The following is a 24,037-nucleotide window of genomic DNA, read 5'->3' on the forward strand; positions in this document are numbered from 1 at the left end:
CGCCCGTTAGAATGTGGCGATCTTCTTTTGGGCTTTTACAGAGACACCACCATGAGCGACAAAATCATCCCGATCACCCCCATCAACCGCCGCAGCGCCAACATCACCCAGGGCAAATCACGCGCGCCAAACCGGTCGATGTACTACGCCATGGGCTATGAAGAGGGTGATTTCGTCAAACCCATGGTGGGCGTGGCCAACGGTCACAGCACCATCACGCCTTGCAACAGTGGCCTGCAAAAGCTGGCCGACGCGGCCATCCAAGGCATTGAGGAGGCCGGCGGCAATGCCCAGGTGTTTGGCACCCCAACCATCTCGGACGGCATGGCCATGGGCACAGAAGGCATGAAATTCTCGCTCGTCAGCCGCGAAGTGATCTCGGACTGCATCGAGACCTGTGTGCAAGGCCAATGGATGGACGGTGTGCTGGTGGTCGGTGGCTGCGACAAAAACATGCCGGGTGGCATGATGGGCATGCTGCGTGCCAATGTGCCCGCCATCTATGTCTATGGCGGCACCATTTTGCCCGGCCGCTACCAAGGCAAAGACCTCAACATCGTCAGCGTCTTCGAAGCCGTGGGCGAAAACGCTGCGGGCAAATTGAGCGACTTTGACCTGAAAGAAATCGAAAAACGCGCCATTCCCGGCACAGGTTCTTGCGGCGGCATGTACACCGCCAACACCATGTCTTCGGCTTTTGAGGCGCTGGGCATGTCCCTGCCCTACTCGTCGACCATGGCCAACCCGCACGACGAAAAGCAAAATTCGGCCAAGGAGTCGGCCAAGGTGTTGATTGAAGCCATCAAGAACGACCTCAAGCCTCGCGACATCGTGACCAAAGAGGCCATTGAAAATGCGGTGGCCGTGATCATGGCCACAGGTGGCTCGACCAACGCCGTGCTGCACTTTTTGGCCATTGCCCACACCGCTGGCGTGGACTGGACCATTGACGATTTCGAGCGCATGCGCAAGAAAATTCCTGTGATTTGCGACCTCAAACCCAGCGGCAAGTATTTGGCGGTTGACCTGCACCAAGCGGGTGGCATTCCCCAAGTGATGAAAACGTTGTTGGCTGCCGGCTTGTTGCACGGCGATTGCATGACCATCACGGGCAAGACCATTGCCGAAAACTTGAAGGACGTGCCCGACGTGCCTCGGGCCGACCAAGATGTGATCCGCCCCATCGACCAACCCATGTACGCGGAAGGCCACCTGGCCATCCTCAAGGGCAACCTGTCACCTGAGGGGGCAGTGGCCAAGATCACCGGCCTGAAAAACCCCGTCATCACTGGCCCAGCCCGTGTGTTCGATGATGAGCAATCGGCCCTGCAAGCCATTTTGGCGGGCAAGATCCAGGCCGGCGACGTGATGGTTTTGCGTTACCTCGGCCCCAAAGGCGGCCCCGGCATGCCCGAGATGCTGGCGCCCACAGGCGCATTGATCGGCGCAGGCCTGGGTGAAAGCGTGGGTCTCATCACCGATGGCCGTTTCTCCGGCGGCACTTGGGGCATGGTGGTGGGTCACGTCGCGCCCGAAGCGGCGGCAGGCGGAACAATCGCCTTTGTACACGAAGGCGACAGCATCACCATCGATGCCCACAAACTGGTTCTGGAACTGAACGTACCCGAAGCAGAACTGGCCAAGCGTCGCGAAGGATGGACCGCTCCAGCGCCGCGGTACACGCGCGGTGTGCAAGCCAAATTTGCCTTCAACGCTTCGAGCGCCAGCAAAGGTGCGGTACTCGACTTGTACTGATCTGATCGATCGGCATCGCCCACAAAAAAGCCGCTGTTCAGCGGCTTTTTTTGTGGCTGATCGGCCGCAAGGCCAATCAAGCAGCCTTACAGCCCCAACGCAGCGATACCGGCTTTGGCGATTTGTGCATCTTCGGTCGATTTGACACCGCTCACACCCACAGCGCCCAGGCAGAAGCCCTCTTTCATGATCGGCACACCGCCTTCGAGCATGCCTTGAATGGCGGGCGCCGACAAAAATGACATGCGCCCCCCATTGATCACGTCTTCATAGACCTTGGATTCACGGCAGCCCAAAGCAGCGGTGTGGGCTTTGGCTGGCGCAATGTGCGAAGAGACGGGCGCAGCACCATCCAAACGGGCAAAGTGTAACAAGTGACCCCCCGCATCCACGATGGCAATGCTCACGGCCCAGTTGTTTTTGAGGGCTTCAGCCTCGGCAGCGGCTGCAATGGCTTTGACATCGGACAGCTCAAGGGTGGATAGGGTTTTCATGAAAAGGCTCCGTCGGAAAATAAAAATAAGAGCATACACGGGCGCCATCCGGGGATTGTTCACTTCAAAGCAAAAGAGATGCACCCGGATAACCCCATCGCCACACGGAAATGCCTGCACGACCTTGCAAGCAAAGAGGCGCACCCTACAATGACTTCACCTTTGACCAGGCATGACAGGAGATTTACATGAGCGACTTTCAAACTCTCAATTCCACGGGCTGGGGCCAAGTGGATACAGCCGCGCGCAACCGGGTTCTGCGCAACACTTATTGGCTGCTGGCTTTGAGCTTGTTGCCGACCGTTTTGGGCGCTTGGTTGGGTGTGGCCACCGGCATCACCCGATCGCTCTCAGGGGGTGTTGGGCTGATCGTGTTCATGGCCGGTGCTTTCGGCTTCATGTTCGCCATCGAAAAAACGAAAAACTCCGCCGCAGGCGTACCCGTGCTGCTGGCCTTCACCTTCTTCATGGGATTGATGCTGTCTCGCATGATTGCCATGGTGCTGGGCTTCAAGAACGGTTCTGAACTGATCATGACCGCCTTCGCGGGCACAGCGGGTGTATTTTTCGTGATGGCCAGTTTGGCCAGCACCATCAAGCGGGACTTGTCGGGCATGTCCAAGTGGCTCATGGTGGGCGCATTGGCCATCATGATCGGCGGCATCATCAACGTGTTTGTCGGCTCTACAGTCGGCATGATGGTGATTTCGGTCATGGCCATTGGCATCTTCAGTGCCTACATGCTGTACGACCTCAAGCAAATCATCGATGGTGGAGAGACGAATTACATCAGTGCCACTTTGGCCTTGTACTTGGACATCTTCAACGTGTTCCAAAGTTTGCTGGCCTTGCTGGGCATCATGGGTGGCGAACGCGACTGAATCGATTCTTCACCCTGATCGAAAAAGGCTCCCTCGGGAGCCTTTTTTGATCGGATCATCAGGACATGGTGAATGAGCGCACTCAGCCACTCGATCAAGCCAGTTCGAAGACCGCCATACTTTCCACATGCGCTGTGTGTGCAAACATATTGATGACCCCTGCTGCCACACAGCGGTAACCGGCCCGGTGAACCAAAAGACCCGCATCTCGGGCCAAGGTGGCAGGGTTGCAGCTGACATAGACAATGCGCTGAGGGGGTGTCCAGCCTTGGCGCAGCGCTTGGTTTTCATGCAACTCGGCCAAGGACTTGCTGAGGGCAAAAGCGCCTTCACGAGGGGGATCGACCAGCCATTTATCGGCAGTGCCATCGGCCACCAACATCTCGGGCGTCATCTCAAACAGGTTACGCGCTTCAAAGCGTGTCGGGGCCAAAGCCTGATCTGCGGGCCTTACGGCCTGATTGCCTGCGTAGTTGTCGCGTGAACGCGCCACCAGACTTTCCGCACCCTCAATGCCCAAGACCTCGCCCGCTTGGGTGGCCAGCGGCAAAGTGAAGTTGCCCAAGCCGCAAAACCAGTCGATCACCCGGTCACCCTTTTGCGCTTGCAACAGGCGCAATGCTCGGGCCACCAACACTCTGTTGATGAAAGGGTTCACCTGAGTGAAGTCGGTGGGCCTGAAGGGCATGGTGATGCCAAAGTCGGGCAAGCCGTAACTCAGTTGGATGCCACCCTCGTCAAGCAAATGAACCGTGTCCGGGCCTTTGGGTTGCAACCACCATTGCACCTGGTGCTCAGCAGCAAACGTTCGAAGCAAAGCTTTATCGTTTTCGCTCAATGGCGCCATGTGGCGCAAAACCAAGGCCGTGACATCGTCGCCGCAGGCCAACTCGAGCTGGGGCAGTGTTTCGCGGGACTCCATCTGGCCAATCATGGCGCGCAAAGGCAGCAACATGCGGCTGACATGGGGGGGCAGTACCGGACACACCTTCATGTCGGCGATGTAACGGCTTTTACGCTCATGAAAGCCAATCAGCACTTGACCTTTTTTGATCACATAGCGCACGGACAGTCGTGCGCGGTAGCGGTAGCCCCACGAAGGACCCTCGATGGGGCGAAGCAAGGTTTCTGGCTTGACCTTGCCCAAGTGCCAGAGGTTGTCTTCGAGCACCCTTTGCTTGATGGCCACCTGGGCCGACGCCTCAAGATGCTGCATCTTGCAGCCTCCACAAGCGCCGGCATGCAAACCAAAATTGGGGCACCCTGGCCGCACGCGTTGGGAGGACTCGTGGTGGATTTGGGTCACAGTGCCCTGCTCCCAGTTGTTCTTTTTGCGGTGCACGTTGACCGACACCAGCTCGAAGGGCAAGGCGCCTTCAATGAACACCACTTTGCCGTCAACGCGTCGGGCAATACCTTGGGCATCCATGTCCAAGGAGCCAACACGCAGCCAACCTTCGGGCAGATCGGCGCTGGAGTGGCTGGGTTCGTCGGCGTGGGTTTGGGATAGGGAAATGTCGAGATCGCTCATACCCCGATTGTCTCAGGATGTGAGGCTCTGACAGCAGGTCCGCTGCACAAACAGTGCATCAACGGGCGGGCAAAAATTTGGCCGGATCGACCGGTTTGCCCTGACGGCGCACCTCAAAATGAAGTTTGACGCGGTCAGCATCGGATTTGCCCATCTCGGCAATTTTCTGGCCTTTTCTTACCTTTTGGTCTTCTTTGACCAACAAGATTTGGTTGTGCGCGTAAGCCGTTAAGAAAGTGTTGTTGTGCTTGAGGATGATCAAGTTGCCATAACCCCGAAGACCTGCACCTGCGTACACGACTTGGCCATCGGCGGCAGCCCAAATGGCATCGCCAGCTTTGCCCGCAATGTCCAAGCCCTTGTTTTTGACTTCGTCAAACCCGGCAATCAGCGAACCATTCGCGGGCCAAATGAAGCCCAGGCCTTCGTCATTGACCGGGGGCTGGTTGACGGCCGGGGCGGACTCTGCTTTGGGCGCGGATGCAGCGCTCGGTGCTGCATTTGTCGGGGCAACAGGGCGAACAACCACGCCCTGCGACTCGACCGCGCTGTCGGGTGGAGACACGCGCAGCACCTGACCCACTTCAATCACATCGGGGTTGCTCAGCTGGTTCCAACGGGCCAAATCACGCCAACCCTGACCGTGGTCCAGTCCAATGCGCGTCAAAGTGTCCCCGCGCTGAACCGTGTAATAACCTGCTTTGCCTGCATTTTCACTGCCGGGCACGGGTTTGGGCGACTCCACCAAAGGGGGCGCAGACGCACTTTTGACCGGGGGTGTGGGACGGCCTGTGGCACTGCGGTCTTCCACAGGCGCCGGGGCTCGAACAGATGACGTACAGGCACTCAGCAGCGCCACAGACAGTGCCGTCAAAATCAAAGGACGAAAGTGAATCAAAGAGCTCATTGATTTTTCAGGGGTTCAGACGACGCCCGATTTTAGAGGGACAAAATGAACGGCTTCGAGCACTTGCTGCTCAAAGCCTTGCGTCGTTTTCAAAATCACCACCAATGCCTGATGGCCTGCAGCGGTGGTGGTCGGCGCGATCAGGCGTCCACCTACCGACAATTGTTCCAGCCAGGCCTCTGGTACAGCATCCCCACCGGCAGCCGAAATGATGCCGGCGTAGGGCGCCCCCTTGGGGTAGCCGATCATGCCATCGCCAAAAATCAGATGGACATTGTGCAGCTTGAAGGGGCGCACATTGGTCCGGGCTTTTTCGTGCAAACCGCGCAATCGTTCAATGCTGTAAACCTCTGTGGCCAGATGGCTGAGAACGGCTGCTTGGTAACCACAGCCTGTGCCAATTTCCAGAATGCGACCCAATTTACCTGGTGTGCCTTGGCACAAGAGCTCCAGCATGCGAGCCACCACATTGGGCTTGGAAATCGTCTGGCCCAGACCGATCGGCAAACTGGTGTCTTCATAAGCTTGATTGACCAGGGCACTTTCTACGAATCGGTGGCGTTCAACTTGCCCCATGGCGGCCAAAACGCGTACATCCTGAACGCCTTGTTCGGCCAATTTACGCACCATCCGGGCTCGCACAGCCACCGAATCGAGCCCCAAACCGGTCACGCTGGTGTCGGAACGAGGAACGGTGGCATTCGCCGCCATGGCTGCAGCCTGGCTGGGATTCAGGCTCGGCGCCACGCTAGGCGCAGGGCGACCGGTCAGGCCGGCAGGGATGGGGCCGACAGATCGCTTTGGGCCGGAAGTCGTCAATTTGACTGGGAAACCGGGGCGTTGGGTCATGGGGAGCTTGGCGGGTTCATTCGGGCAAAAGTTTGGGCCCACTGATCCAAATGCGCGTGATCGGTCAAGTCCACTTTGAGGGGGGTGACCACCACATGCCCAAGCCCAGCGGCATGGAAATCTGTGCCCTCACTGTCGTCCATGGCAGCCCCTGCATTGCCAATCCAGTACATGGTTTGACCTCGGGGATCCACTTGGGTGATGACGGGTTCAGCGGCATGACGTCGACCCAAGCGACACAATTTGGGCACTTTGATCTGGGCCAATGGCAAATTCGGGATGTTCACATTCAACAACCACGGCTGGCCCCCCGCCCCAATTCCTGAACGCATTTGCTGGACCAGCTCTTTGATCTTGACGGCTGCCGAGTCCAAGTGGCTCCAGCCTTTCTCCATTTGAGAAACAGCGATCGCCGGAATACCAAACAGATACCCTTCCATGGCCGCGCCCACGGTGCCCGAATAAAGGGTGTCGTCTCCCATATTGGCGCCATTGTTGATGCCAGAAATGACCAAGTCGGGACGGTATCCCAGCAGCCCCGTCAATGCGATGTGGACGCAATCTGCAGGCGTGCCATTGACATATCGAAAACCATTTTCGGCGCGCTGAACATACAGGGGCGTGTGCAGAGTCAAGGCATTGGACTTGGCACTGTTGTTGTGCTCGGGTGCAACGACTTCCACCTCGACGTCTGACATGCTTTGCAATGCGGCGTGAAGCGCCACAATGCCCTCGGCACGGAAGCCATCGTCGTTGGAGATGAGAATTTTCATACGGGGTCCTGTCTGGGTGTTGATTGTAGGGTGCGCACTGTCACCTGTGTCGATCCGCCAAGACTCGGGTGGTGGCGCTCGACTGGTCGCTCGTGAGACATGCACCGGGCCGATCGCTTGCCTAAGATGCAGCCCAACAGACGCAGCAATCAACAAGGAGAAGATGCATGCACGCATGGCTTTGCGAGAACCCGATCGGCGTTGACGCCCTGAGCTGGAAAGAGCTTCCCACCCCTGCACCCGGTCCTGGGCAAGTATTGATCCAAATTCAGGCCGCGAGTTTGAATTTCCCAGATCTTTTGATTGTCCAAAACAAATACCAAATGAAACCCGATCTGCCCTTTGTGCCAGGCTCTGAGTATGCGGGTGTAGTCCAAGCGGTGGGAGAAGGCGTCAAGCACCTGAAAGTCGGGCAAACAGTGGCTTGTCTGTCGGGAACAGGAGGGTTTGGGACCCACACTTTGGCACCGGCCCAACTCTGTATGCCGCTGCCCCAGGGGTTTTCGGCCGTAGACGGTGCGGCATTCATCATGACCTATGCCACTTCGCACCATGCGTTGGTAGACCGAGCGGCCTTGAAAGCCGGCGAGACCGTGCTGGTTTTGGGGGCGGCGGGTGGTGTGGGAACTGCGGCCATTCAGATCGCCAAGGCCATGGGCGCGAAGGTGATCGCGGCGGCATCCACTGACGAAAAATGTGCTTTATGCAGTGCTTTGGGCGCTGACGCCACAATCAACTACAGCCGCGAAAATCTGCGCGAGGCCCTCAAAGCGATGACACAGGGCAAGGGTCCCGACGTGATTTATGACCCTGTGGGGGGGGATTTGGCGGAACCGGCATTCCGGTCCATCGCTTGGCGGGGTCGCTACCTGGTGGTGGGTTTTGCTGGGGGTCCGATCCCTGCCCTGCCCTTGAATTTGCCTTTGCTCAAGGGCGCTTCATTGGTGGGTGTTTTCTGGGGCGACTTTGCCAAACGCGAACCTCAAGCCAATGCTGCGATGATGGGTGAGTTGGCCCAATGGTATGGCCAAGGCAAGATCAAACCCGTGATTGACCGCACCTTGAGCATGAACGAATTGAAAGCGGCTTACTCCCTGATGGGATCACGCAGCATCAAAGGCAAGCTGGTCATGGTGAATTGAAGCGCATCGAACCGAGGCCATTTGAGACACAAAAAAGGAGGCGGTTCAGGCCTCCTTTTTTTGGCTTCAAAACCCAGCTTCAGTTGGCTGTGGCTTCTTCCGGCTCAGCAGGTTCCGAGCGCGACGCGCGACTCTCCTTCTTGGCGGTAGGCGTGATGTCGAGCAAAACCTCGTCCTTGTCGTCGATGTCCACCGTGAGGCGTCCACCGTCGGTCAAGCGGCCAAACAGCAATTCGTCGGCCAAGGCCTTTCGAATTGTGTCCTGAATGAGGCGCTGCATGGGCCGAGCGCCCATGAGCGGATCGAAGCCCTTCTTTCCCAAGAACTTGCGCAGCGCATCGGTGAAGGTGACTTCCACTTTCTTCTCGCCCAGCTGGGTTTCGAGCTGCAACAAAAATTTGTCCACGACACGCAAGATGATTTGTTCATCGAGCGGCTTGAAGCTGACCATCGCGTCCAGACGGTTACGGAACTCAGGGGTGAACAGGCGCTTGATGTCGCCCATTTCGTCGCCGGCTTGTCGGGGATTGGTGAAGCCGATGGTCGCCTTGTTCATGGTCTCGGCGCCCGCGTTGGTGGTCATGATGATGATCACGTTGCGGAAATCGGCCTTGCGCCCATTGTTGTCGGTCAAGGTGCCGTGGTCCATGACCTGCAGCAGCACGTTGAAGATGTCCGGATGGGCTTTTTCAATTTCATCGAGCAAAAGCACGCAATGCGGCTTCTTGGTCACAGCTTCGGTCAAAAGACCGCCCTGATCAAAGCCCACATAGCCCGGTGGCGCTCCGATCAGACGGCTGACCGCATGCCGCTCCATGTACTCCGACATGTCAAACCGGATCAGCTCAATGCCCAAGATGTAAGCCAACTGCTTGGCCGCTTCGGTCTTGCCCACACCGGTTGGACCTGAAAACAGGAAAGAGCCAATGGGCTTGTCGATCTTGCCCAGACCCGAGCGAGCCATCTTGACCGCTGAGGCCAAGACTTCAAGGGCTTTGTCTTGACCAAACACCACAGATTTCAAATCGCGTTCAATGGTCTGAAGCTTGCTGCGATCGTCATTGGAGACATTGGCCGGCGGAATGCGAGCGATCTTGGCCACGATGTCCTCGATCTCGGTTTTTCCAATGGTCTTCTTGCGCTTGGAAGCCACCAAAATGCGCTGGGCTGCACCGGCCTCATCGATCACGTCAATCGCCTTGTCCGGCAACTGTCGGTCGTTGATGAACTTGGCAGACAGCTCAGCAGCGGCCTGCAATGCCGCAATGGTGTACTTGACGCTGTGGTGGTCTTCAAAACGGCTTTTGAGACCTTTGAGAATATCCACCGTTTCGGACACCGTGGGTTCCACCACGTCCACTTTTTGGAAACGACGGGAGAGGGCCGCGTCTTTTTCGAAAATGCCGCGGTACTCGGTGAAGGTGGTCGCGCCAATGCACTTGAGCTGGCCACTGGACAAGGCCGGCTTGAGCAAATTGGAAGCATCCAAGGTACCGCCAGAGGCCGCACCTGCACCGATCAGGGTGTGGATTTCGTCAATGAAAAGGATGCCGTTGGGTTTGTCTTTGAGCGACTTGAGCACGCCTTTGAGGCGTTGCTCGAAATCGCCCCGGTACTTGGTTCCGGCGAGCAATGAACCCATATCCAGCGAATAAACGGTGGCTTCGGCCAAAATCTCAGGCACGGTGCCTTGGGTGATGCGCCAAGCCAGACCCTCGGCAATCGCTGTCTTGCCCACACCGGCCTCGCCCACCAGCAGCGGGTTGTTCTTGCGTCGGCGGCAAAGGATCTGGATCGTGCGTTCAACCTCGTACTCGCGCCCAATCAGAGGGTCAATCTTGCCTTCTTTGGCCGCTTGGTTCAGGTTGTTGGTGTACTGCTCCAGTGGTGAGGCTTTTTCATTGCGCTCCCCACCTTGGCCCCCCTCTTCGCTGTCCGTGCTGGCGGGATTTTCAGACGATTTGGGCGCTTCGGGAGGGTCGCTTTTGCGGATGCCGTGGGCAATGAAATTGACGACGTCCAAGCGGGTGATGCCTTGTTGATGAAGGTAGTACACGGCGTGCGAGTCTTTTTCACCAAAGATGGCCACCAGCACGTTGGCGCCGGTCACCTCTTTTTTGCCGCTGCCCGTGGACTGCACGTGCATGATGGCCCGCTGGATCACACGTTGAAAGCCCAAAGTGGGTTGCGTGTCAACTTCTTCGGTGCCCGCCACCTGTGGCGTGTTGTCCTTGATGAAGTTGCCCAGTGCTTTGCGCAAATCATCGATATTGGCTGCGCACGCGCGGAGCACTTCAGCAGCGCTGGGGTTGTCCAGCAATGCCAATAACAAATGCTCGACGGTGATGAATTCGTGGCGTTGCTGACGTGCTTCAACAAAGGCCATGTGCAAACTGACTTCCAATTCCTGGGCAATCATGTGATTTCCTTTTTGCCTTGCTGAGAGAGATTCAAATGGTTCGGGGCAGCTGTGCCCACTATTGAACAGGTTCGCTGACACATTGCAGTGGATGACCTGCTTGTTTGGCCGCATCGAGCACTTGGTCCACCTTGGTGGCGGCCACATCGCGGGAATAAACGCCGCAGATGCCTTTGCCATCCAAATGGATCTTGAGCATGATTTGGGTGGCCGCCTCGCGGTCCTTGCTGAAGAACTCTTGGATCACCATCACCACGAACTCCATGGGGGTGTAGTCGTCATTCAGCATCGCCACCTGATACATCTGAGGCGGTTCAATTTTTTGGGCACGTCGCTCCAAAACCACCGTCGCGCCACCATCGGGCGTATGCGGTGTTTCTGTCGGCAGCGTGGGTGGGGTGGGTTTCTTCGTTGCCATGATTTCATTCTATCGATGCTTTCATGCCCTTTGCCGAAGCCGCTTGAAAAGTCTTGGCGTCTGATGGCCAAAAATCCACGCCCCCTCGGGTAAACCGCACATTGACAAAAATGACAGTCATCCATCAAACTGAATTGACAAGTACAAAGATGGAGACCTCGTATGCCCAGTGGTACGGTCAAATGGTTCAACGATGCCAAGGGTTTTGGCTTCATCCAGCCCGACGGGGGCGGCCCAGACGCCTTTGCGCACTTTTCTGCCATCCAGTCAGAGGGTTTCAAATCCCTGAAAGAAGGTGCGCGGGTTGTGTTCGATCTGGTAGACGGGGCCAAAGGTGCGATGGCGATGAACATCAAGCCCGTCAACGATCCCTCCACCTGCGCAGACACACCCGCCTCGGCCGTCCCGAAAAACGGGCCCTGACTGCTTTATCCTCTCACCTTTGCCAATGTTGGCATGCTGGATGGATTCAGCCATGTACCGTCAAATTTTTTCGCCCCTGCACTGGGCCCGTCTGTGTTCTAACACCTTCCACTTTCTGCGCACACAGGCAGTTCCAACGGGGCGCCGCGTTGTCGTCCTCGCGGCGGCCGGGCTTGCCTTGCAAGTTCTGGCGCAGACAGGGCCACAGCTGCAACTTCCCCGAACCCAATTGAAAGCAGGCATGCACCTCTTGGACGTTCAGTTGGCCCAAACACCACAACAGCGACAAATAGGGCTGATGTGGCGCCAGGACATGCCGCAACACGAAGGCATGTTGTTTATTTTTGAACAAGCCGCCCAACAGTGCTTTTGGATGCGCAACACCTTGATCCCTTTGTCGGCCGCTTTTGTGGCCGACGACGGGACCGTTGTGAACATCGCTGACATGAAGCCGCAAAGTGACGATTCACACTGCTCTGAAAAACCCGTTCGCTTCGTATTGGAGATGAACGCAGGCTGGTTTACCAAAAGGCAAATCAAAGCCGGCTATCAATTGAGCGGTCAAGTCTTCAAACGCTGACTTGCCCTTGTGCTGAGTTAAACACCCCAAACCAGATCCGATTTTTCGGCCAAACACCGTTTGAGCATTTGAAGCATAGGGGCTGCTCTTTGGCCGAGTGGCACCGGGAGAGGGCTCTCAGCATCGGTGTCCTGATTTTCGGGTGACAAGCCATTTTGAGGGTGTTCTCGACCGTTGGCCGAGGCTTCGGCCAATGCCGATTCCAAACGGGCTATCGTGGCGGGCAAATCATGCGCCAAAACGATGCCTTTGACAGGATCGTTACCCAACATCATGAGAAGCAAAGCCCTGGCGTCGGGCTCGAGCATGATCAGGTCGCTGGCCGCTTTGGATTTGAATTTGAACAACATGTGGGGCTCCCATCGGTGAATGATTCAGCGGCCCACCATCTCCACACCTTCGTCGTCAACAGCATCGCCCTGAATCAAGGCTTTGAGTTTATGGCTCGCATGGAAGGTGGCAACACGACGTGCATCAATAGGAATCAATTCACCTGTGCGCGGATTGCGTCCAGGGCGCGCGGCCTTGGTGCGGATCTGGAAGTTGCCAAAACCTGAAATCTTGACGTCATCGCCCGAAATCAGACGGTCTACGACCAAATCAAAAAAAGCGTCCACCATGTCTTTGGATTCACGCTTGTTCAGACCAATTTGCTCGAACAGCAAATCGGCCAGGTGCGCCTTGGTCAGCGCAGGTGTTTCCAGTGATTCAAAACTGATTTGCATGGCGATCTCAAGAACGCAGTCGAGCAGCGAGTTGTTGCGTCAATTCGGCCATCACCGCACTCATGGCCGCTTCGATTTGAACTTCGGTCAGTGTGGCCTCTTCGCTGTGCAAGGACAGGCGAACAGCCAGGCTCTTCTCGCCCATCGCCAACCCACCGGTCGCTTCAGCCTTGGGGCGGTAGATGTCAAACAAGACGGCATCACGCAAGAGGCCTTGGGTCGGGGCCATGCGAATGGCATTGATCAATTGAGCATGGGTCACCGACTCACTCACGATGACCGCGATGTCGCGCTCTACGGCTTGGTGCTTGGCCACGCTATGCGCCACCGGGACTTTGCGTGACATGACCGCTTCAAGAGACAACTCAAACACCACGGGGGCACTGCTCAACTCCCAAGCCTGACGCCAGCGTGGATGCAGCTCGCCAACATGGCCAATGACCATGCCATCGAGCACCACACAGGCAGAGCGTCCAGGATGCAGCGCAGGGTGCTCCGCCGCCAAAAATTCTGCCTTGCGCGGTGCCAGCAATCGCTCCACATCGGCCTTCACATCATAAAAATCGACATGGCGGGCCTTGCCTTGCCAGCCCAAGGGGTCAACGGGCCCCCAAGCCATGCCTGCCACGTGCAAGGGCTGTTCAAAGCCCGCCACCGAGCTGTCGGTGCTTTGGACCATGCCATTGCGCAAGAACACGCGGCCCAGTTCGAACACACGCACGCGGTCAGCCTTGCGGTCGGCATTGAACTTGACAACCTGCAGCAGCGAACCCATCAGGCTTGAGCGCATCACACTCATCTGGCTGGCGATGGGGTTGAGCAAGCGGATCGGATTGGCGTTGCCCGCCAAATCGCGCTCCCAGCTTTCTTCGACAAAGCTGTAATTGATGGTTTCTTGGTAGCCCAAAGCCGCGATGGCGCGACGCACGGCAGAGGGGCTGCGCTCGGTCTCACGTCGGACCTTGGCGGTGATGGGGGCCAGCGGGGGGGTGGTGGGCAGGTTGTTGTAGCCCACCATGCGGGCCACTTCCTCAATCAGATCTTCTTCGAGCTGTAAATCGAACCGGAAGCTCGGCGGCGTCACGGTGACGATGCCCTCGCCTTCGCTCACTTGCAGGCCCAATTCACGCAATGCGTCAGCGCATTGCGCTTGGGTCAAGGGCATGCCAATGACTTTGACCGCACGTGCCACGCGCAGCGTGACAGGGGAAATGGTCGGGAGGCTGAGCGTCTGATCGTCAACCGGGCCGACTTGTGTATCCGGCGTACCGCAAATGGCCAGTACCAATTGGGTGATGCGCTCGATGTGCTCGACCGTCAGTTGCGGATCCACACCACGTTCAAATCGGTGGCCTGCATCGGTCGAGAAGTTGTAACGGCGTGAGCGGCCAGCGATGGCTGTTGGCCACCAGAAAGCGGCTTCAATGTAAATGTTTTGGGTTTCGTCAGACACGGCAGTGGCATCGCCCCCCATGATGCCGGCCAACGACTCCACCTGGCTGTCGTCTGCGATCACACCCACCTTGTCGTCGACGGTCACGGTGTTGCCGTTGAGCAGCTTGAGCGACTCACCGGGCTGACCCCATCGAACCTGCAGGCCTCCATGGATCTTGTCCAAGTCAAAAATGTGCGAGGGTCGACCCAACTCGAACATCACGTAGTTGGAAATGTCCACCAATGGACTGACGCTGCGCTGGCCGCAACGCGCCAGGCGCTCCACCATCCAAGCCGGAGTTGGGGCCTTCGTGTTCAGGCCCTTGACGATCCGACCACTGAAGCGACCGCACAAGTCAGGTGACATCACCTTCACAGTCAGCTTGTCGCTGATCTGTGGGGACAGAACGGGAAAAGTCGGGGCTTTCAAAGGCGTGCCGGTCAACGCTGAGACTTCCCGAGCGATGCCATACACGCTCAGGCAATGCGCCAAGTTAGGCGTGAGCTTGAGCGTCATCAGGGTGTCGTCAAGATTCAAATATTGGCGAATGTCCTCACCCAAAGGAGCGTCAGCGGGCAACTCCAGCAAACCGCCGTGATCGTCAGCGATCTTGAGCTCTTTGGCCGAGCACAGCATGCCCTGGCTTTCGACACCGCGCAACTTGCCCACCTTGATGAAAAAAGGCTTGCCGTCTTCACCTGGGGGCAACTCAGCCCCCACCATGGCGCAAGGCACCCGGATACCCACACGGGCGTTGGGTGCGCCACACACGATATTCAGCAGACTGCCCTGCCCCACGTCCACCTGGCACACGCGCAGGCGGTCGGCGTTGGGGTGCTGCACGGCTTCCTTGATTTCACCGACCACGATCTTTGTGAATGGCGGGGCCACAGGCTCGAGCTCTTCCACTTCGAGACCGGCCATGGTCAGAGTGTCGGCCAATTGCTGGGTCGTCAAAGGCGGGTTGCAGAACTCGCGTAACCAGGATTCAGGAAATTGCATGTCTCGGTCTCAGGATTTACTGGAATTGGCTCAGAAAACGAATGTCGCCATCAAAGAACAGACGCAGGTCGTTCACGCCGTAGCGCAGCATGGTGAAGCGGTCCATGCCCATGCCGAAGGCAAATCCGATGAACTGTTCGGGCTCGAGGCCCATGTTGCGCACCACGTTCGGGTGCACTTGGCCAGAGCCACCCACTTCGAGCCAGCGACCGGCCAAAGGGCCGCTCTGAAACTGGATGTCGATCTCGGCGCTGGGTTCTGTGAAGGGGAAAAAACTGGGACGGAAGCGTAAGACCAAGTCATCGCTTTCGAAGAAGGTGCGGCAAAAGTCGGTGACCACGACCTTGAGGTCTTTGAAACTCACGTTCTCACCAATCCACAGGCCTTCACACTGGTGGAACATGGGCGAGTGGGTCGCATCGGAGTCCACACGGTAGGTACGGCCTGGCGCAATGACGCGAATTTCAGGCATCCCTTGACCGGCGTCGAGTTGGTTCTTGTAACGCTTGACATGTTGCACCGCATGACGAATCTGCATGGGGCTGGTGTGCGTGCGCAGGAGATGGCCACCTTCCACATAGAACGTGTCGTGCATGGAGCGGGCCGGATGGTCTTCAGGCGTGTTGAGCGCAGTGAAGTTGAACCAGTCGGTCTCAATCTCGGGGCCCTGGGCCACTTCAAAGCCCATGGAGCCAAAAATGTTTTCGACCCGCTCGAGCGTGAGCGAGACGGGGTGCAGACCGCCCACATTGGCGCTGCGACCAGGCAAAGTGACATCCAGCGCCTCGGCCTTGAGCTGCGTTTGCAACTCGTTCTCGGCCAGTGCTTGGCGTCTGTCACTGAGTGCGGCCTCAATCGCTTGCTTGGCAAGGTTGATGGATGCACCACGGGTTTTCTTCTCATCCACGCTCAATGCAGCCATGCCTTTCATCAACTCTGTGATGCGTCCAGCTTTGCCCAAAAATTGGGCTTTGGCGTTTTCGAGGTCAGCAGGTGTCAGTGCCTGCACAAAACTCTGGCGGGCGGATTCGACCAGGGTGTCCAACTCGTTCATGGTGTGGGAGATCGGTGGGGGATCTGTAAATGGAGGAATAAAAAAGGGACTGAAGCTTTTGCGAGCCTCAATCCCTTTGATCGAGTGCGTGACACGGACCCTCAGTCCATGCCACGCATGAACTCAAGCGGCGGCCAGCTTGGCTTTGACTTGGTTCACGATGCCAGCAAAAGCGGCCTTGTCGTGCACGGCGATGTCCGCCAGCATCTTACGGTCGATTTCGATAGCAGCCTTCTTCAAGCCGTTGGCGAACTGGCTGTAGGTCAGACCGCATTCACGCGCAGCGGCGTTGATACGGGCAATCCACAACTGACGGAACACACGCTTTTTGGTGCGGCGGTCACGGTAGGCGTATTGGCCAGCCTTCATCACCGCCTGTTTGGCGATACGGAAGACATTGCCGCGGCGACCGCGGAAACCTTTTGCAAGGGCCAGAACTTTCTTGTGACGGGCGCGCGCCGTTACACCACGTTTAACGCGAGGCATATTTATTCTCCTTGTTCGTCAGTAATTACAGGCCAGCCATGGGCAGCATCTGAGCGATGTGACCCATATTGGTCTCATGCACAGCCACTGCACCGCGAAGGTGGCGCTTGTTTTTGGTGGTCTTCTTGGTCAGGATGTGACGTTTGAAGGCTTGTCCGCGTTTAACGGTTCCACCGGGACGAACACGGAAGCGCTTTTTAGCACTGCTTTTGGTCTTCATCTTGGGCATGTCAATGCTCCTTTATTTGTGCTCGTGAGGCGTCTGTGAAAAATTCACAGCCTTGTTGGCCCCGAGCCACTTTTAACAAAAGCCGCCCGAAGGTGACTCTTGATTCGACCAGCCCGAGAGCCGGTCAAATTCTTTTCAAGCCGATTCAGCAGGTGCAGACGCATCTGCAGGTTTACCGCCGCTGGCAGGTTTCTTGCGGCCTGGCGCAATCATCATGATCATTTGCCGGCCTTCCAACTTTGGAAACTGCTCCACAATGATCGTGTCGGCCAATTCGTCACGAATCCGATTCAACAAGGCCATTCCCAACTCTTGGTGGGTGATCTCGCGACCGCGAAAACGCAAAGTGATCTTGCATTTGTCGCCATCCGCCAGAAATCGGCGGATATTGCGCATCTTGATGTTGTAGTCACCATCGTCGGTACCAGGACGGAATTTGACTTCCTTGATGTCAATGACCGTTTGCTTGGCTTTGGCTTCCGCCGCCCGCTTTTGCTCTTGGTATTTGAACTTGCCGTAATCCATCAAACGACAAACCGGAGGGGTGGCTGTGGCGGCGATTTCAACCAGGTCCACATCCATTTCACCTGCGAGACGCAAAGCTTCAGCCAAGGACAAAATGCCCATCGGCTCATTTTCAGGACCAGAAACACGAACCTCTGGGGCCATGATTTCACGGTTCAAACGGTGTTTACGTTCTTCGCGGTGGCGACGATCACGAAATTCGGTAGCGATGACTCAATCCTTTACGGAACAAAACTGCAACAAGCAGCCCATCCATCTTTGTGCCCACGGGCCAAAGCTTGTGGCGAAACTCACCTTCAGGCTTTAGAAGCAATGTCGGCTGCCATGTGTTCAATGAACGCATCGATCGACATCACACCGAGGTCTTTGTTGCCTCGGGCGCGCACTGCGACGGTACCTGCCGCCTTTTCTTTGTCGCCAGCGACAAGGATGTAAGGCAGCTTTTGCAACGAATGCTCGCGTATTTTATACGTGATTTTCTCGTTACGCAGGTCCAATTCGACCCTAAGGCCTTGATTTGACACCGATTTTTGCAGTTTTGCTGCGATTTCACGACAGTAATCGGCCTGTGCATCGGTGATGTTGAGCACGGACACCTGTATGGGCGCCAGCCATGTTGGCAAAGCACCGGCATGCTGCTCTACCAAAATACCGATGAAACGCTCCATGCTGCCGACGATGGCACGGTGCAAGATCACGGGGCGTTGACGCGACCCGTCCTCGGCCGTGTATTCAGCATCCAGCCGTTCGGACAGGTTGAAATCGACCTGAATCGTGCCGCACTGCCACTCACGCCCAATGGCATCTTTCAGGGTGTATTCAATCTTGGGGCCATAAAAAGCACCATCACCTTCAGAAATGACAAATTCACATCCGGAGTGGCGCAAGCTGTCCATCAATGCTTTTTCCGCCTTGTCCCACAGTTCGTCCGAGCCAATGCGCGCTGCTGGCCGTGTCGAGACCTTGTAGAGGATATCGCTAAAGCCGAAGTCGGCATACACCTTCTTGAGCACCTTGGTGAAGGTGTCGCACTCGGGCAGAATTTGGTCTTCAGTGCAAAAAATGTGGCCATCGTCTTGGGTAAAACCGCGCACACGCATGATGCCGTGCAAGCCACCCGAAGGTTCATTGCGGTGGCACTGGCCAAATTCGCCGTAGCGCAAGGGCAAGTCACGGTAACTCTTGATACCCTGCTTGAAAATCAGGATGTGACCGGGGCAATTCATCGGTTTCAAGGCGTAGTCGCGCTTTTCCGACTCGGTCGTGAACATGTTGTCGCGGTACTTGTCCCAATGGCCCGTTTTTTCCCAAAGCGACTTGTCCAGAATTTGGGGGCCTTTGACCTCTTGGTAGCCGCTGTCACGGTACACCTGGCGCATGTATTGCTCGACCGTTTGCCAAACCGTCCAGCCTTTGGGGTGCCAAAACACCAGGCCCGGCGCATGCTCGTCAATGTGGAACAAATCCAGTTCCCGCCCCAGTTTGCGGTGGTCGCGTTTTTCGGCCTCTTCGAGACGCGTCAAATAAAGCTGCAAGTCCTCCTTGCTGGCCCAAGCTGTTCCATACACGCGTTGCAGCATTTCATTCTTGCTGTCCCCGCGCCAATATGCACCGGCCACCTTCATCAATTTGAAATGCTTGAGCTTGCCGGTGCTGGGCACGTGCGGGCCACGGCACAAGTCTTCAAAATCACCTTCGCGGTACAAGCTGACTTCTTGGTCTGCCGGAATGCTGCCGATGATCTCGGCCTTGTAGTTTTCACCCATCGCTTTGAAATGTGCGACAGCCTCGTCACGTGGCAAAACTCGGCGCAAGACAGGCTCGTCTTTGGCGGCCAATTCGCTCATGCGTTTTTCAATCGCAACCAAATCTTCTGGCGTGAACGGGCGGCTGTAAGAAAAATCATAATAAAAGCCGTTATCGATCACTGGCCCGATCGTGACTTGCGCGTCTGGAAACAAAGACTTGACGGCATAGGCCAACAAGTGGGCAGAAGAATGGCGGATCAACTCCAGCCCTTCTGCATCTTTGGCTGTCACGATCGCCACTTGCGAATTCGCGGAAACGACGAAGCTGGTGTCAACCAGCTGTCCATTGACCCTGCCACCCAAAGCAGCCTTGGCCAAGCCTGCGCCAATCGAAGCGGCGACCTCGGCCACCGTCACCGGGCCAGGAAACTCGCGCAATGAACCGTCGGGAAGTGTGATCTGAACCATGTGTGTACAAGTAAAAAAGCGCGGCAAAGGCCGCGCTTGGAGGATGTGACTAAACGCTGAGGACGGATTTTAGCCGCCCTCGCCTTGATCCGATGGGTCAGCAGATCAGTGGAACTGCTCTTCTTCGGTCGAACCGGTCAGGGCTTTCACAGAAGATGAACCGCCTTGGATCACGGTGGTCACGTCGTCGAAGTAGCCTGCGCCGACTTCTTGCTGGTGCGACACGAAGGTGTAACCCTTGTCGCGGGCGGCGAATTCGGGCTCTTGCACCATTTCTGTGTAGTGCTTCATGCCTTCGCCGCGGGCGTAAGCGTGGGCAAATTGGAAAGTGTTGAACCAGTTGATATGGATACCAGCCAATGTGATGAACTGGTACTTGTAGCCCAACGCCGACAAGTCGTCCTGGAAGGATGCAATTTGGCTGTCGTTGAGGTTTTTCTTCCAGTTGAACGATGGCGAGCAGTTGTAAGACAAGAGCTTACCGGGGCAGGCAGCATGAACGGCTTGTGCGAATTCGCGGGCGAAGCCGATGTCTGGCACGCCTGTTTCGCACCACACCAAATCAGCGTAAGGGGCATACGCCACGCCACGGCTGATGGCTTGCTCCAAGCCGTTTTTCACACGGTAGAAACCTTCTTGAGTGCGTTCACCGGTCAAGAAAGGCTTGTCATTGGCATCATGGTCGGAGGTGATCAAATTGGCCGCTTCAGCGTCGGTTCGGGCCAACACGATGGTGGACACACCCATCACGTCGGCCGCGAAACGGGCAGAGATCAACTTTTCGCAAGCTTCTTGTGTCGGGACCAACACTTTGCCGCCCATGTGACCGCATTTTTTCACAGCAGCCAATTGGTCTTCGAAATGGACGCCAGCAGCGCCTGAGGCGATCATGTTCTTCATCAGTTCGAAGGCGTTCAAAACACCGCCGAAACCGGCTTCAGCATCGGCCACGATGGGCAAGAAGTAATCAATGAACTCCTTGGAGCCTGGCTCAATGCCACGGCCCCACTGGATTTCATCAGCACGCTTGAAGGTGTTGTTGATGCGGCGAACCATGGTGGGCACCGAGTCGTACGCATACAGCGACTGGTCGGGGTACATGGTTTCAGAGGTGTTGCCGTCAGCAGCCACTTGCCAGCCTGACAGGTAAACAGCTTCCAAGCCGGCCTTGGCTTGTTGCATGGCTTGGCCTGCGCTGATGGCGCCAAAAGCATTGACATAGCCTTTTTTGGCACCGTCATTGATTTTTTCCCACAGTTTTTCAGCGCCGCGCTTGGCCAGCGTGTGCTCGATGGGCATGCTGCCGCGCAAACGCACGACATCGGCTGCGGAGTAACCGCGCTTGACGCCTTTCCAGCGTGGGTTGGTTGCCCAGTCTTTTTCGAGGGCGGCAATTTGCTGTTCACGGCTCAATTGTTGGGTGAGGTTGGCTGGCATGGTGAGACTCCTGAAGTCAAGTTGAAATCGGGCGATTTGGGCAGCGAATTCTGCTTTATCGGTGATGCAATCATAACTCTTATAGAAGACTCAAAACCATTCTTATGTCTTATACAAGACATATTTTTTCTTGTTTAAAAACAACGTCTTGCAAATCTAATTTCACTATATGAATATATTTTTTCCATATTGAGAAAAATTAACAAGCCATCACCTAAAATTTTTTTGCAATGCGAAATAAATTGGCACCGAATGAAAAAACCACGCTCAGCACAGCAAGGGCTCAGGCCTTGGATGACAGCAGTGCGATGCTTTTGATGACGGTTGATTGCGTCCAGGGTGTGACAAAGGCGTGAAGACAGAAAGTCTTGGGTGGACAAATCAAGCAAGCATCCATGACTCGGGATCAACCCCTATAGAAAAAAGAGAATTTCGGTTGGAAAGGAACTGATTCTCCAGTAGCATGCAAGCAGCTGAAAACAAACTGTGACTCAGCGACGAACTCTCTTCCGATTCAAGGAACATCATCATGGCAACTGCGAAAAAAACCCCGGCAAAAAAAGCGGCTCCAGCTGGAAAAACAGCCCCAGCCAAAAAAGCTGCTCCCGCTAAAAAAGTGGCTGTTAGCGCTCCAAAGGCGCCAGCCAAAAAAGCCGCCCCTGCTGCCAAGCGCACGCCCAACCCCGCGTTCATGAAGGCTTTGACCCCCAGCGCTGAATTGGCCGCTGTGGTGGGTGCCACTCCGCTGCCACGCACTGAAGTGGTCAGCAAAATGTGGGTCTACATCAAAAAACACAACCTGCAAGACAGCGTGAACCGCCGCGCCATCAACGCCGACGACAAACTCAAGGCTGTCTTCGGTAAACCCCAAGTCACCATGTTTGAGATGGCAGGCTTGATTGGCAAACACCTGAAGTGATTCAGCGGGGTCTTTGACCATGAAAAAAACCCGCCAAGGCGGGTTTTTTTCATGGTGTCAGAGGTTTCCAAGGTGCCACTGAATAAACAACACAGGCGCGATCAACTTGGAGACGCGTGCTTGGCCAATGCCGCTTGGGTGATGGCGCTCAAGGTGCCACGCGTCGTGATCACTTCAGGGTCGAGGACCACTTCGATCAGCGTGCCTTGAGGTCGTGCAAGTGCCTCCAGCAGCGCTGTCTCAAAACCTTCGGTCCGCTCGATGCGAACGCCTGCATAACCATAGGCTTGGGCCAAAGCCACAAAATCAGGATTTTGCAGCGCTGATCCGGTGACATGCCGGGGGTATTCCCGCTCCTGGTGCATGCGGATGGTGCCGTACATGCCGTTGTTGAGCAAGACGATGATGCTTTTGCCGCCATGTTGAACCGCTGTGGCAAGCTCTTGACCGTTCATCAAAAAGTCACCATCACCCGCCATCGTCAAGGCAACACGCCCGGTCAACAAGTTGGCTGCAATGCCTGCAGGAACGCCATAGCCCATGGCACCCACGGTGGGTGCTAACTGTGTCTTATGGCCTTTCACCCAACCATGGTGTTTGAAAAACCGGTGTACCCAACTGGCAAAATTACCCGCACCGTTGGTGAGCACCGCATCGGCGGGTAAATGCTTCTGAAGTGACGCGACGATGGCGGGCATGTCGATCAGACCGGGCAGCGCTTGCGGCTGCAAGTTGACCAGATAGTCCGCATGCGCAGCCTCGGTCCAATGCGTCCAAGGCAACTCGGGGGGGGCAGTCAAGACCTCCAGACTGCGGGCTGCTGCATTCATGGTGGCATGTATGGCCAAGTCAGCCTGGTAAACCCGGTTGAGCTCTTCGGCACTGGCATGGATATGCACCAGCTTTTGGTGTGTTTGAGGGGCTTGCAGCAAGGTGTAGCCCCCCGTGGTCATTTCACCCAACCGTGGACCGATGGCCAAAATCAAATCTGCATCCCGAACGCGCTGCGCCAAGGCGGGTCCAATGCCGATGCCCACGTCACCGGCATACAAGGGGTGGTGGTTGTCAAAGGTGTCTTGGAAACGGAAAGCATTGGTGACTGGCAACTGCCAATTTTCTGCAAAGCGCTGAAGGGCTTGGGCCGATTGTGTTGTCCAACCACCGCCGCCAGCGATCACCAAGGGCTGTCGAGCTGCCAGCAGCATGTCACGCAACACGCGCAAAGAACCCGGGTCGCTCCATGCCTGAATGGCCTCCAAGCGCGGCAATGGCTGGGCCTGAACGGGCTGCGTCAGCATGTCTTCGGGCAAAACCAGAACCACGGGTCCAGGTCGACCATTCATGGCGGTCGCGAAGGCGCGGGCAACGTACTCGGGCAAGCGCTCGGGGTCATCTACGCGCTCGACCCGCTTGGCCATGCCTTTGGTGGAAGGACCAAAGAAATGGGTGTAATCCATTTCTTGAAAAGCTTCCCGATCGCGGGTGTCACTGGCCACATCGCCCACAAACAACACCATGGGTGTCGAATCCTGGAATGCCGTGTGCACGCCAATGGAGGCGTTGGTAGCGCCCGGGCCACGGGTCACAAAGCAAATACCGGGACGACCTGTGAGCTTGCCTTGAGCCTCGGCCATGAAAGCCGCCCCGCCCTCTTGCCTGCAGGTCACAAATCGGATGCTGTCTCGGTGCAAATGGAAACCATCCAACACCGCCAGATAGCTTTCTCCAGGCACGCCAAATGCATGGGTGACGCCTTGGGCCAAGAGGCATTCAACAAGTAAGTGGCCAGCAATTTTTGAGGTCATGCGCTATTGTGCCCATGGGCCTTGCACCCGTC

Annotated in this window: 23 protein-coding genes; 6 read left to right on the top strand and 17 right to left on the bottom strand. The window is 56.4% G+C overall.

Annotated features, from left to right (window positions below; genetic code table 11):
- Window positions 1-51 precede the first annotated feature (51 nt).
- Window positions 52-1,755 (top strand): dihydroxy-acid dehydratase, encoded by a 1,704-nt coding sequence (gene ilvD, locus ACHEXK_RS07100; protein WP_416548668.1) that lies wholly within the window; start codon window positions 52-54, stop codon window positions 1,753-1,755.
- 86 nt (window positions 1,756-1,841) lie between these two features.
- Here ilvD and ACHEXK_RS07105 read toward each other — a convergent pair whose 3' ends face one another.
- Window positions 1,842-2,249, bottom strand: coding sequence for a GlcG/HbpS family heme-binding protein (locus ACHEXK_RS07105; RefSeq protein WP_416548669.1), 408 nt, complete (start codon window positions 2,247-2,249; stop codon window positions 1,842-1,844).
- 188 nt (window positions 2,250-2,437) lie between these two features.
- Between ACHEXK_RS07105 and ACHEXK_RS07110 the strand changes: the two genes are divergently transcribed.
- The gene (locus tag ACHEXK_RS07110; RefSeq protein ID WP_416548670.1) at window positions 2,438-3,130 is read left to right on the top strand and encodes a Bax inhibitor-1/YccA family protein; all 693 of its coding nucleotides are present in this window, start codon (window positions 2,438-2,440) and stop codon (window positions 3,128-3,130) included.
- 94 nt (window positions 3,131-3,224) lie between these two features.
- Here ACHEXK_RS07110 and rlmD read toward each other — a convergent pair whose 3' ends face one another.
- Genes rlmD through surE form a run of 4 tightly spaced genes read right to left on the bottom strand, consistent with a single transcriptional unit; the run spans window position 3,225 to window position 7,190 of the window.
- Window positions 3,225-4,661 carry a 23S rRNA (uracil(1939)-C(5))-methyltransferase RlmD gene (gene rlmD, locus ACHEXK_RS07115; RefSeq protein WP_416548671.1) on the bottom strand — a complete coding sequence of 479 codons (1,437 nt, stop codon included), beginning with the start codon at window positions 4,659-4,661 and terminating at the stop codon, window positions 3,225-3,227.
- Window positions 4,662-4,719: 58 nt separating this feature from the next.
- Window positions 4,720-5,568 carry a peptidoglycan DD-metalloendopeptidase family protein gene (locus tag ACHEXK_RS07120; RefSeq protein ID WP_416548672.1) on the bottom strand — a complete coding sequence of 283 codons (849 nt, stop codon included), beginning with the start codon at window positions 5,566-5,568 and terminating at the stop codon, window positions 4,720-4,722.
- Window positions 5,569-5,583: 15 nt separating this feature from the next.
- Window positions 5,584-6,417 (bottom strand): protein-L-isoaspartate(D-aspartate) O-methyltransferase, encoded by an 834-nt coding sequence (locus tag ACHEXK_RS07125; RefSeq protein ID WP_416548673.1) that lies wholly within the window; start codon window positions 6,415-6,417, stop codon window positions 5,584-5,586.
- Window positions 6,414-7,190 carry a 5'/3'-nucleotidase SurE gene (gene surE / locus ACHEXK_RS07130; RefSeq protein ID WP_416548674.1) on the bottom strand — a complete coding sequence of 259 codons (777 nt, stop codon included), beginning with the start codon at window positions 7,188-7,190 and terminating at the stop codon, window positions 6,414-6,416. Before surE ends, ACHEXK_RS07125 begins: the two co-directional genes overlap by 4 nt.
- Before the next feature lie 167 nt (window positions 7,191-7,357).
- Here surE and ACHEXK_RS07135 point away from each other — a divergent pair, with 167 nt between their 5' ends.
- Complete coding sequence (locus ACHEXK_RS07135; protein WP_416548675.1) at window positions 7,358-8,332, top strand: NADPH:quinone oxidoreductase family protein; 975 nt, start codon at window positions 7,358-7,360, stop codon at window positions 8,330-8,332.
- A gap of 79 nt (window positions 8,333-8,411) precedes the next feature.
- Here ACHEXK_RS07135 and clpA read toward each other — a convergent pair whose 3' ends face one another.
- Together clpA and clpS are read right to left on the bottom strand one after the other, a co-directional pair.
- On the bottom strand, window positions 8,412-10,751 hold the full coding sequence (clpA, locus tag ACHEXK_RS07140) for an ATP-dependent Clp protease ATP-binding subunit ClpA (RefSeq protein WP_416548676.1): 2,340 nt from the start codon (window positions 10,749-10,751) through the stop codon (window positions 8,412-8,414).
- A gap of 58 nt (window positions 10,752-10,809) precedes the next feature.
- Window positions 10,810-11,169: an ATP-dependent Clp protease adapter ClpS gene (gene clpS, locus ACHEXK_RS07145; RefSeq protein WP_416548677.1), complete on the bottom strand. Its 360-nt coding sequence runs from the start codon at window positions 11,167-11,169 to the stop codon at window positions 10,810-10,812.
- Between the two features lie 162 nt (window positions 11,170-11,331).
- On the opposite strand from clpS, the gene ACHEXK_RS07150 reads away from it, so the two are divergent.
- Window positions 11,332-11,592: a cold-shock protein gene (locus ACHEXK_RS07150; protein WP_416548678.1), complete on the top strand. Its 261-nt coding sequence runs from the start codon at window positions 11,332-11,334 to the stop codon at window positions 11,590-11,592.
- 115 nt (window positions 11,593-11,707) lie between these two features.
- Window positions 11,708-12,172 (top strand): DUF192 domain-containing protein, encoded by a 465-nt coding sequence (locus tag ACHEXK_RS07155; protein WP_416548888.1) that lies wholly within the window; start codon window positions 11,708-11,710, stop codon window positions 12,170-12,172.
- 17 nt (window positions 12,173-12,189) lie between these two features.
- Here the strand turns inward: ACHEXK_RS07155 and ACHEXK_RS07160 are convergent, their stop codons facing one another.
- The 9 genes from ACHEXK_RS07160 to aceA all read right to left on the bottom strand — a co-directional run bounded on the left by ACHEXK_RS07160 (window position 12,190) and on the right by aceA (window position 21,281).
- Window positions 12,190-12,522: a DUF1840 domain-containing protein gene (locus tag ACHEXK_RS07160; RefSeq protein ID WP_416548679.1), complete on the bottom strand. Its 333-nt coding sequence runs from the start codon at window positions 12,520-12,522 to the stop codon at window positions 12,190-12,192.
- A 24-nt stretch (window positions 12,523-12,546) separates the two neighbouring features.
- Complete coding sequence (locus tag ACHEXK_RS07165; RefSeq protein WP_416548680.1) at window positions 12,547-12,897, bottom strand: integration host factor subunit alpha; 351 nt, start codon at window positions 12,895-12,897, stop codon at window positions 12,547-12,549.
- Window positions 12,898-12,904: 7 nt separating this feature from the next.
- Window positions 12,905-15,334, bottom strand: a complete 2,430-nt coding sequence (pheT, locus tag ACHEXK_RS07170) for a phenylalanine--tRNA ligase subunit beta (RefSeq protein ID WP_416548681.1) — start codon at window positions 15,332-15,334, stop codon at window positions 12,905-12,907.
- Between the two features lie 16 nt (window positions 15,335-15,350).
- A complete protein-coding gene (locus tag ACHEXK_RS07175; RefSeq protein ID WP_416548682.1) occupies window positions 15,351-16,388 on the bottom strand; it encodes a phenylalanine--tRNA ligase subunit alpha in 1,038 nt (345 codons plus the stop codon).
- Between the two features lie 123 nt (window positions 16,389-16,511).
- The gene (rplT, locus tag ACHEXK_RS07180; RefSeq protein ID WP_026036460.1) at window positions 16,512-16,874 is read right to left on the bottom strand and encodes a 50S ribosomal protein L20; all 363 of its coding nucleotides are present in this window, start codon (window positions 16,872-16,874) and stop codon (window positions 16,512-16,514) included.
- A 25-nt stretch (window positions 16,875-16,899) separates the two neighbouring features.
- On the bottom strand, window positions 16,900-17,103 hold the full coding sequence (gene rpmI, locus ACHEXK_RS07185; RefSeq protein WP_019428895.1) for a 50S ribosomal protein L35: 204 nt from the start codon (window positions 17,101-17,103) through the stop codon (window positions 16,900-16,902).
- A 135-nt stretch (window positions 17,104-17,238) separates the two neighbouring features.
- Window positions 17,239-17,838, bottom strand: a complete 600-nt coding sequence (gene infC / locus ACHEXK_RS07190; RefSeq protein WP_416548890.1) for a translation initiation factor IF-3 — start codon at window positions 17,836-17,838, stop codon at window positions 17,239-17,241.
- Window positions 17,839-17,924: 86 nt separating this feature from the next.
- Entirely contained in the window at window positions 17,925-19,844 is a 1,920-nt protein-coding gene (gene thrS, locus ACHEXK_RS07195) for a threonine--tRNA ligase (protein ID WP_416548683.1), read from the bottom strand.
- 105 nt (window positions 19,845-19,949) lie between these two features.
- Window positions 19,950-21,281, bottom strand: coding sequence for an isocitrate lyase (gene aceA, locus ACHEXK_RS07200; protein WP_416548684.1), 1,332 nt, complete (start codon window positions 21,279-21,281; stop codon window positions 19,950-19,952).
- A gap of 529 nt (window positions 21,282-21,810) precedes the next feature.
- Here aceA and ACHEXK_RS07205 point away from each other — a divergent pair.
- Entirely contained in the window at window positions 21,811-22,200 is a 390-nt protein-coding gene (locus ACHEXK_RS07205) for an SWIB/MDM2 domain-containing protein (RefSeq protein ID WP_416548685.1), read from the top strand.
- A 101-nt stretch (window positions 22,201-22,301) separates the two neighbouring features.
- Here ACHEXK_RS07205 and ACHEXK_RS07210 read toward each other — a convergent pair whose 3' ends face one another.
- Entirely contained in the window at window positions 22,302-24,005 is a 1,704-nt protein-coding gene (locus ACHEXK_RS07210; protein WP_416548686.1) for a thiamine pyrophosphate-binding protein, read from the bottom strand.
- Window positions 24,006-24,037 lie beyond the last annotated feature (32 nt).

Source organism: Limnohabitans sp. DCL3 (genome assembly GCF_048019295.1).
Taxonomy (GTDB): domain Bacteria; phylum Pseudomonadota; class Gammaproteobacteria; order Burkholderiales; family Burkholderiaceae_C; genus Limnohabitans_A.

Bases quoted from the DNA above. Each gene is read 5' to 3' on its own strand.
- rlmD (WP_416548671.1), bottom strand. From the start codon at position 4,661: ATGAGCGATCTCGACATTTCCCTATCCCAAACCCACGCCGACGAACCC.
- ACHEXK_RS07135 (WP_416548675.1), top strand. From the start codon at position 7,358: ATGCACGCATGGCTTTGCGAGAACCCGATCGGCGTTGACGCCCTGAGC.
- ilvD (WP_416548668.1), top strand. From the start codon at position 52: ATGAGCGACAAAATCATCCCGATCACCCCCATCAACCGCCGCAGCGCC.
- thrS (WP_416548683.1), bottom strand. From the start codon at position 19,844: ATGGTTCAGATCACACTTCCCGACGGTTCATTGCGCGAGTTTCCTGGC.
- ACHEXK_RS07175 (WP_416548682.1), bottom strand. From the start codon at position 16,388: ATGAACGAGTTGGACACCCTGGTCGAATCCGCCCGCCAGAGTTTTGTG.
- clpS (WP_416548677.1), bottom strand. From the start codon at position 11,169: ATGGCAACGAAGAAACCCACCCCACCCACGCTGCCGACAGAAACACCG.
- ACHEXK_RS07205 (WP_416548685.1), top strand. From the start codon at position 21,811: ATGGCAACTGCGAAAAAAACCCCGGCAAAAAAAGCGGCTCCAGCTGGA.
- surE (WP_416548674.1), bottom strand. From the start codon at position 7,190: ATGAAAATTCTCATCTCCAACGACGATGGCTTCCGTGCCGAGGGCATT.
- rplT (WP_026036460.1), bottom strand. From the start codon at position 16,874: ATGCCTCGCGTTAAACGTGGTGTAACGGCGCGCGCCCGTCACAAGAAA.
- clpA (WP_416548676.1), bottom strand. From the start codon at position 10,751: ATGATTGCCCAGGAATTGGAAGTCAGTTTGCACATGGCCTTTGTTGAA.
- ACHEXK_RS07210 (WP_416548686.1), bottom strand. From the start codon at position 24,005: ATGACCTCAAAAATTGCTGGCCACTTACTTGTTGAATGCCTCTTGGCC.
- pheT (WP_416548681.1), bottom strand. From the start codon at position 15,334: ATGCAATTTCCTGAATCCTGGTTACGCGAGTTCTGCAACCCGCCTTTG.
- ACHEXK_RS07120 (WP_416548672.1), bottom strand. From the start codon at position 5,568: ATGAGCTCTTTGATTCACTTTCGTCCTTTGATTTTGACGGCACTGTCT.
- ACHEXK_RS07165 (WP_416548680.1), bottom strand. From the start codon at position 12,897: ATGCAAATCAGTTTTGAATCACTGGAAACACCTGCGCTGACCAAGGCG.
- ACHEXK_RS07160 (WP_416548679.1), bottom strand. From the start codon at position 12,522: ATGTTGTTCAAATTCAAATCCAAAGCGGCCAGCGACCTGATCATGCTC.
- ACHEXK_RS07125 (WP_416548673.1), bottom strand. From the start codon at position 6,417: ATGACCCAACGCCCCGGTTTCCCAGTCAAATTGACGACTTCCGGCCCA.
- rpmI (WP_019428895.1), bottom strand. From the start codon at position 17,103: ATGCCCAAGATGAAGACCAAAAGCAGTGCTAAAAAGCGCTTCCGTGTT.
- ACHEXK_RS07150 (WP_416548678.1), top strand. From the start codon at position 11,332: ATGCCCAGTGGTACGGTCAAATGGTTCAACGATGCCAAGGGTTTTGGC.
- aceA (WP_416548684.1), bottom strand. From the start codon at position 21,281: ATGCCAGCCAACCTCACCCAACAATTGAGCCGTGAACAGCAAATTGCC.
- ACHEXK_RS07110 (WP_416548670.1), top strand. From the start codon at position 2,438: ATGAGCGACTTTCAAACTCTCAATTCCACGGGCTGGGGCCAAGTGGAT.
- ACHEXK_RS07105 (WP_416548669.1), bottom strand. From the start codon at position 2,249: ATGAAAACCCTATCCACCCTTGAGCTGTCCGATGTCAAAGCCATTGCA.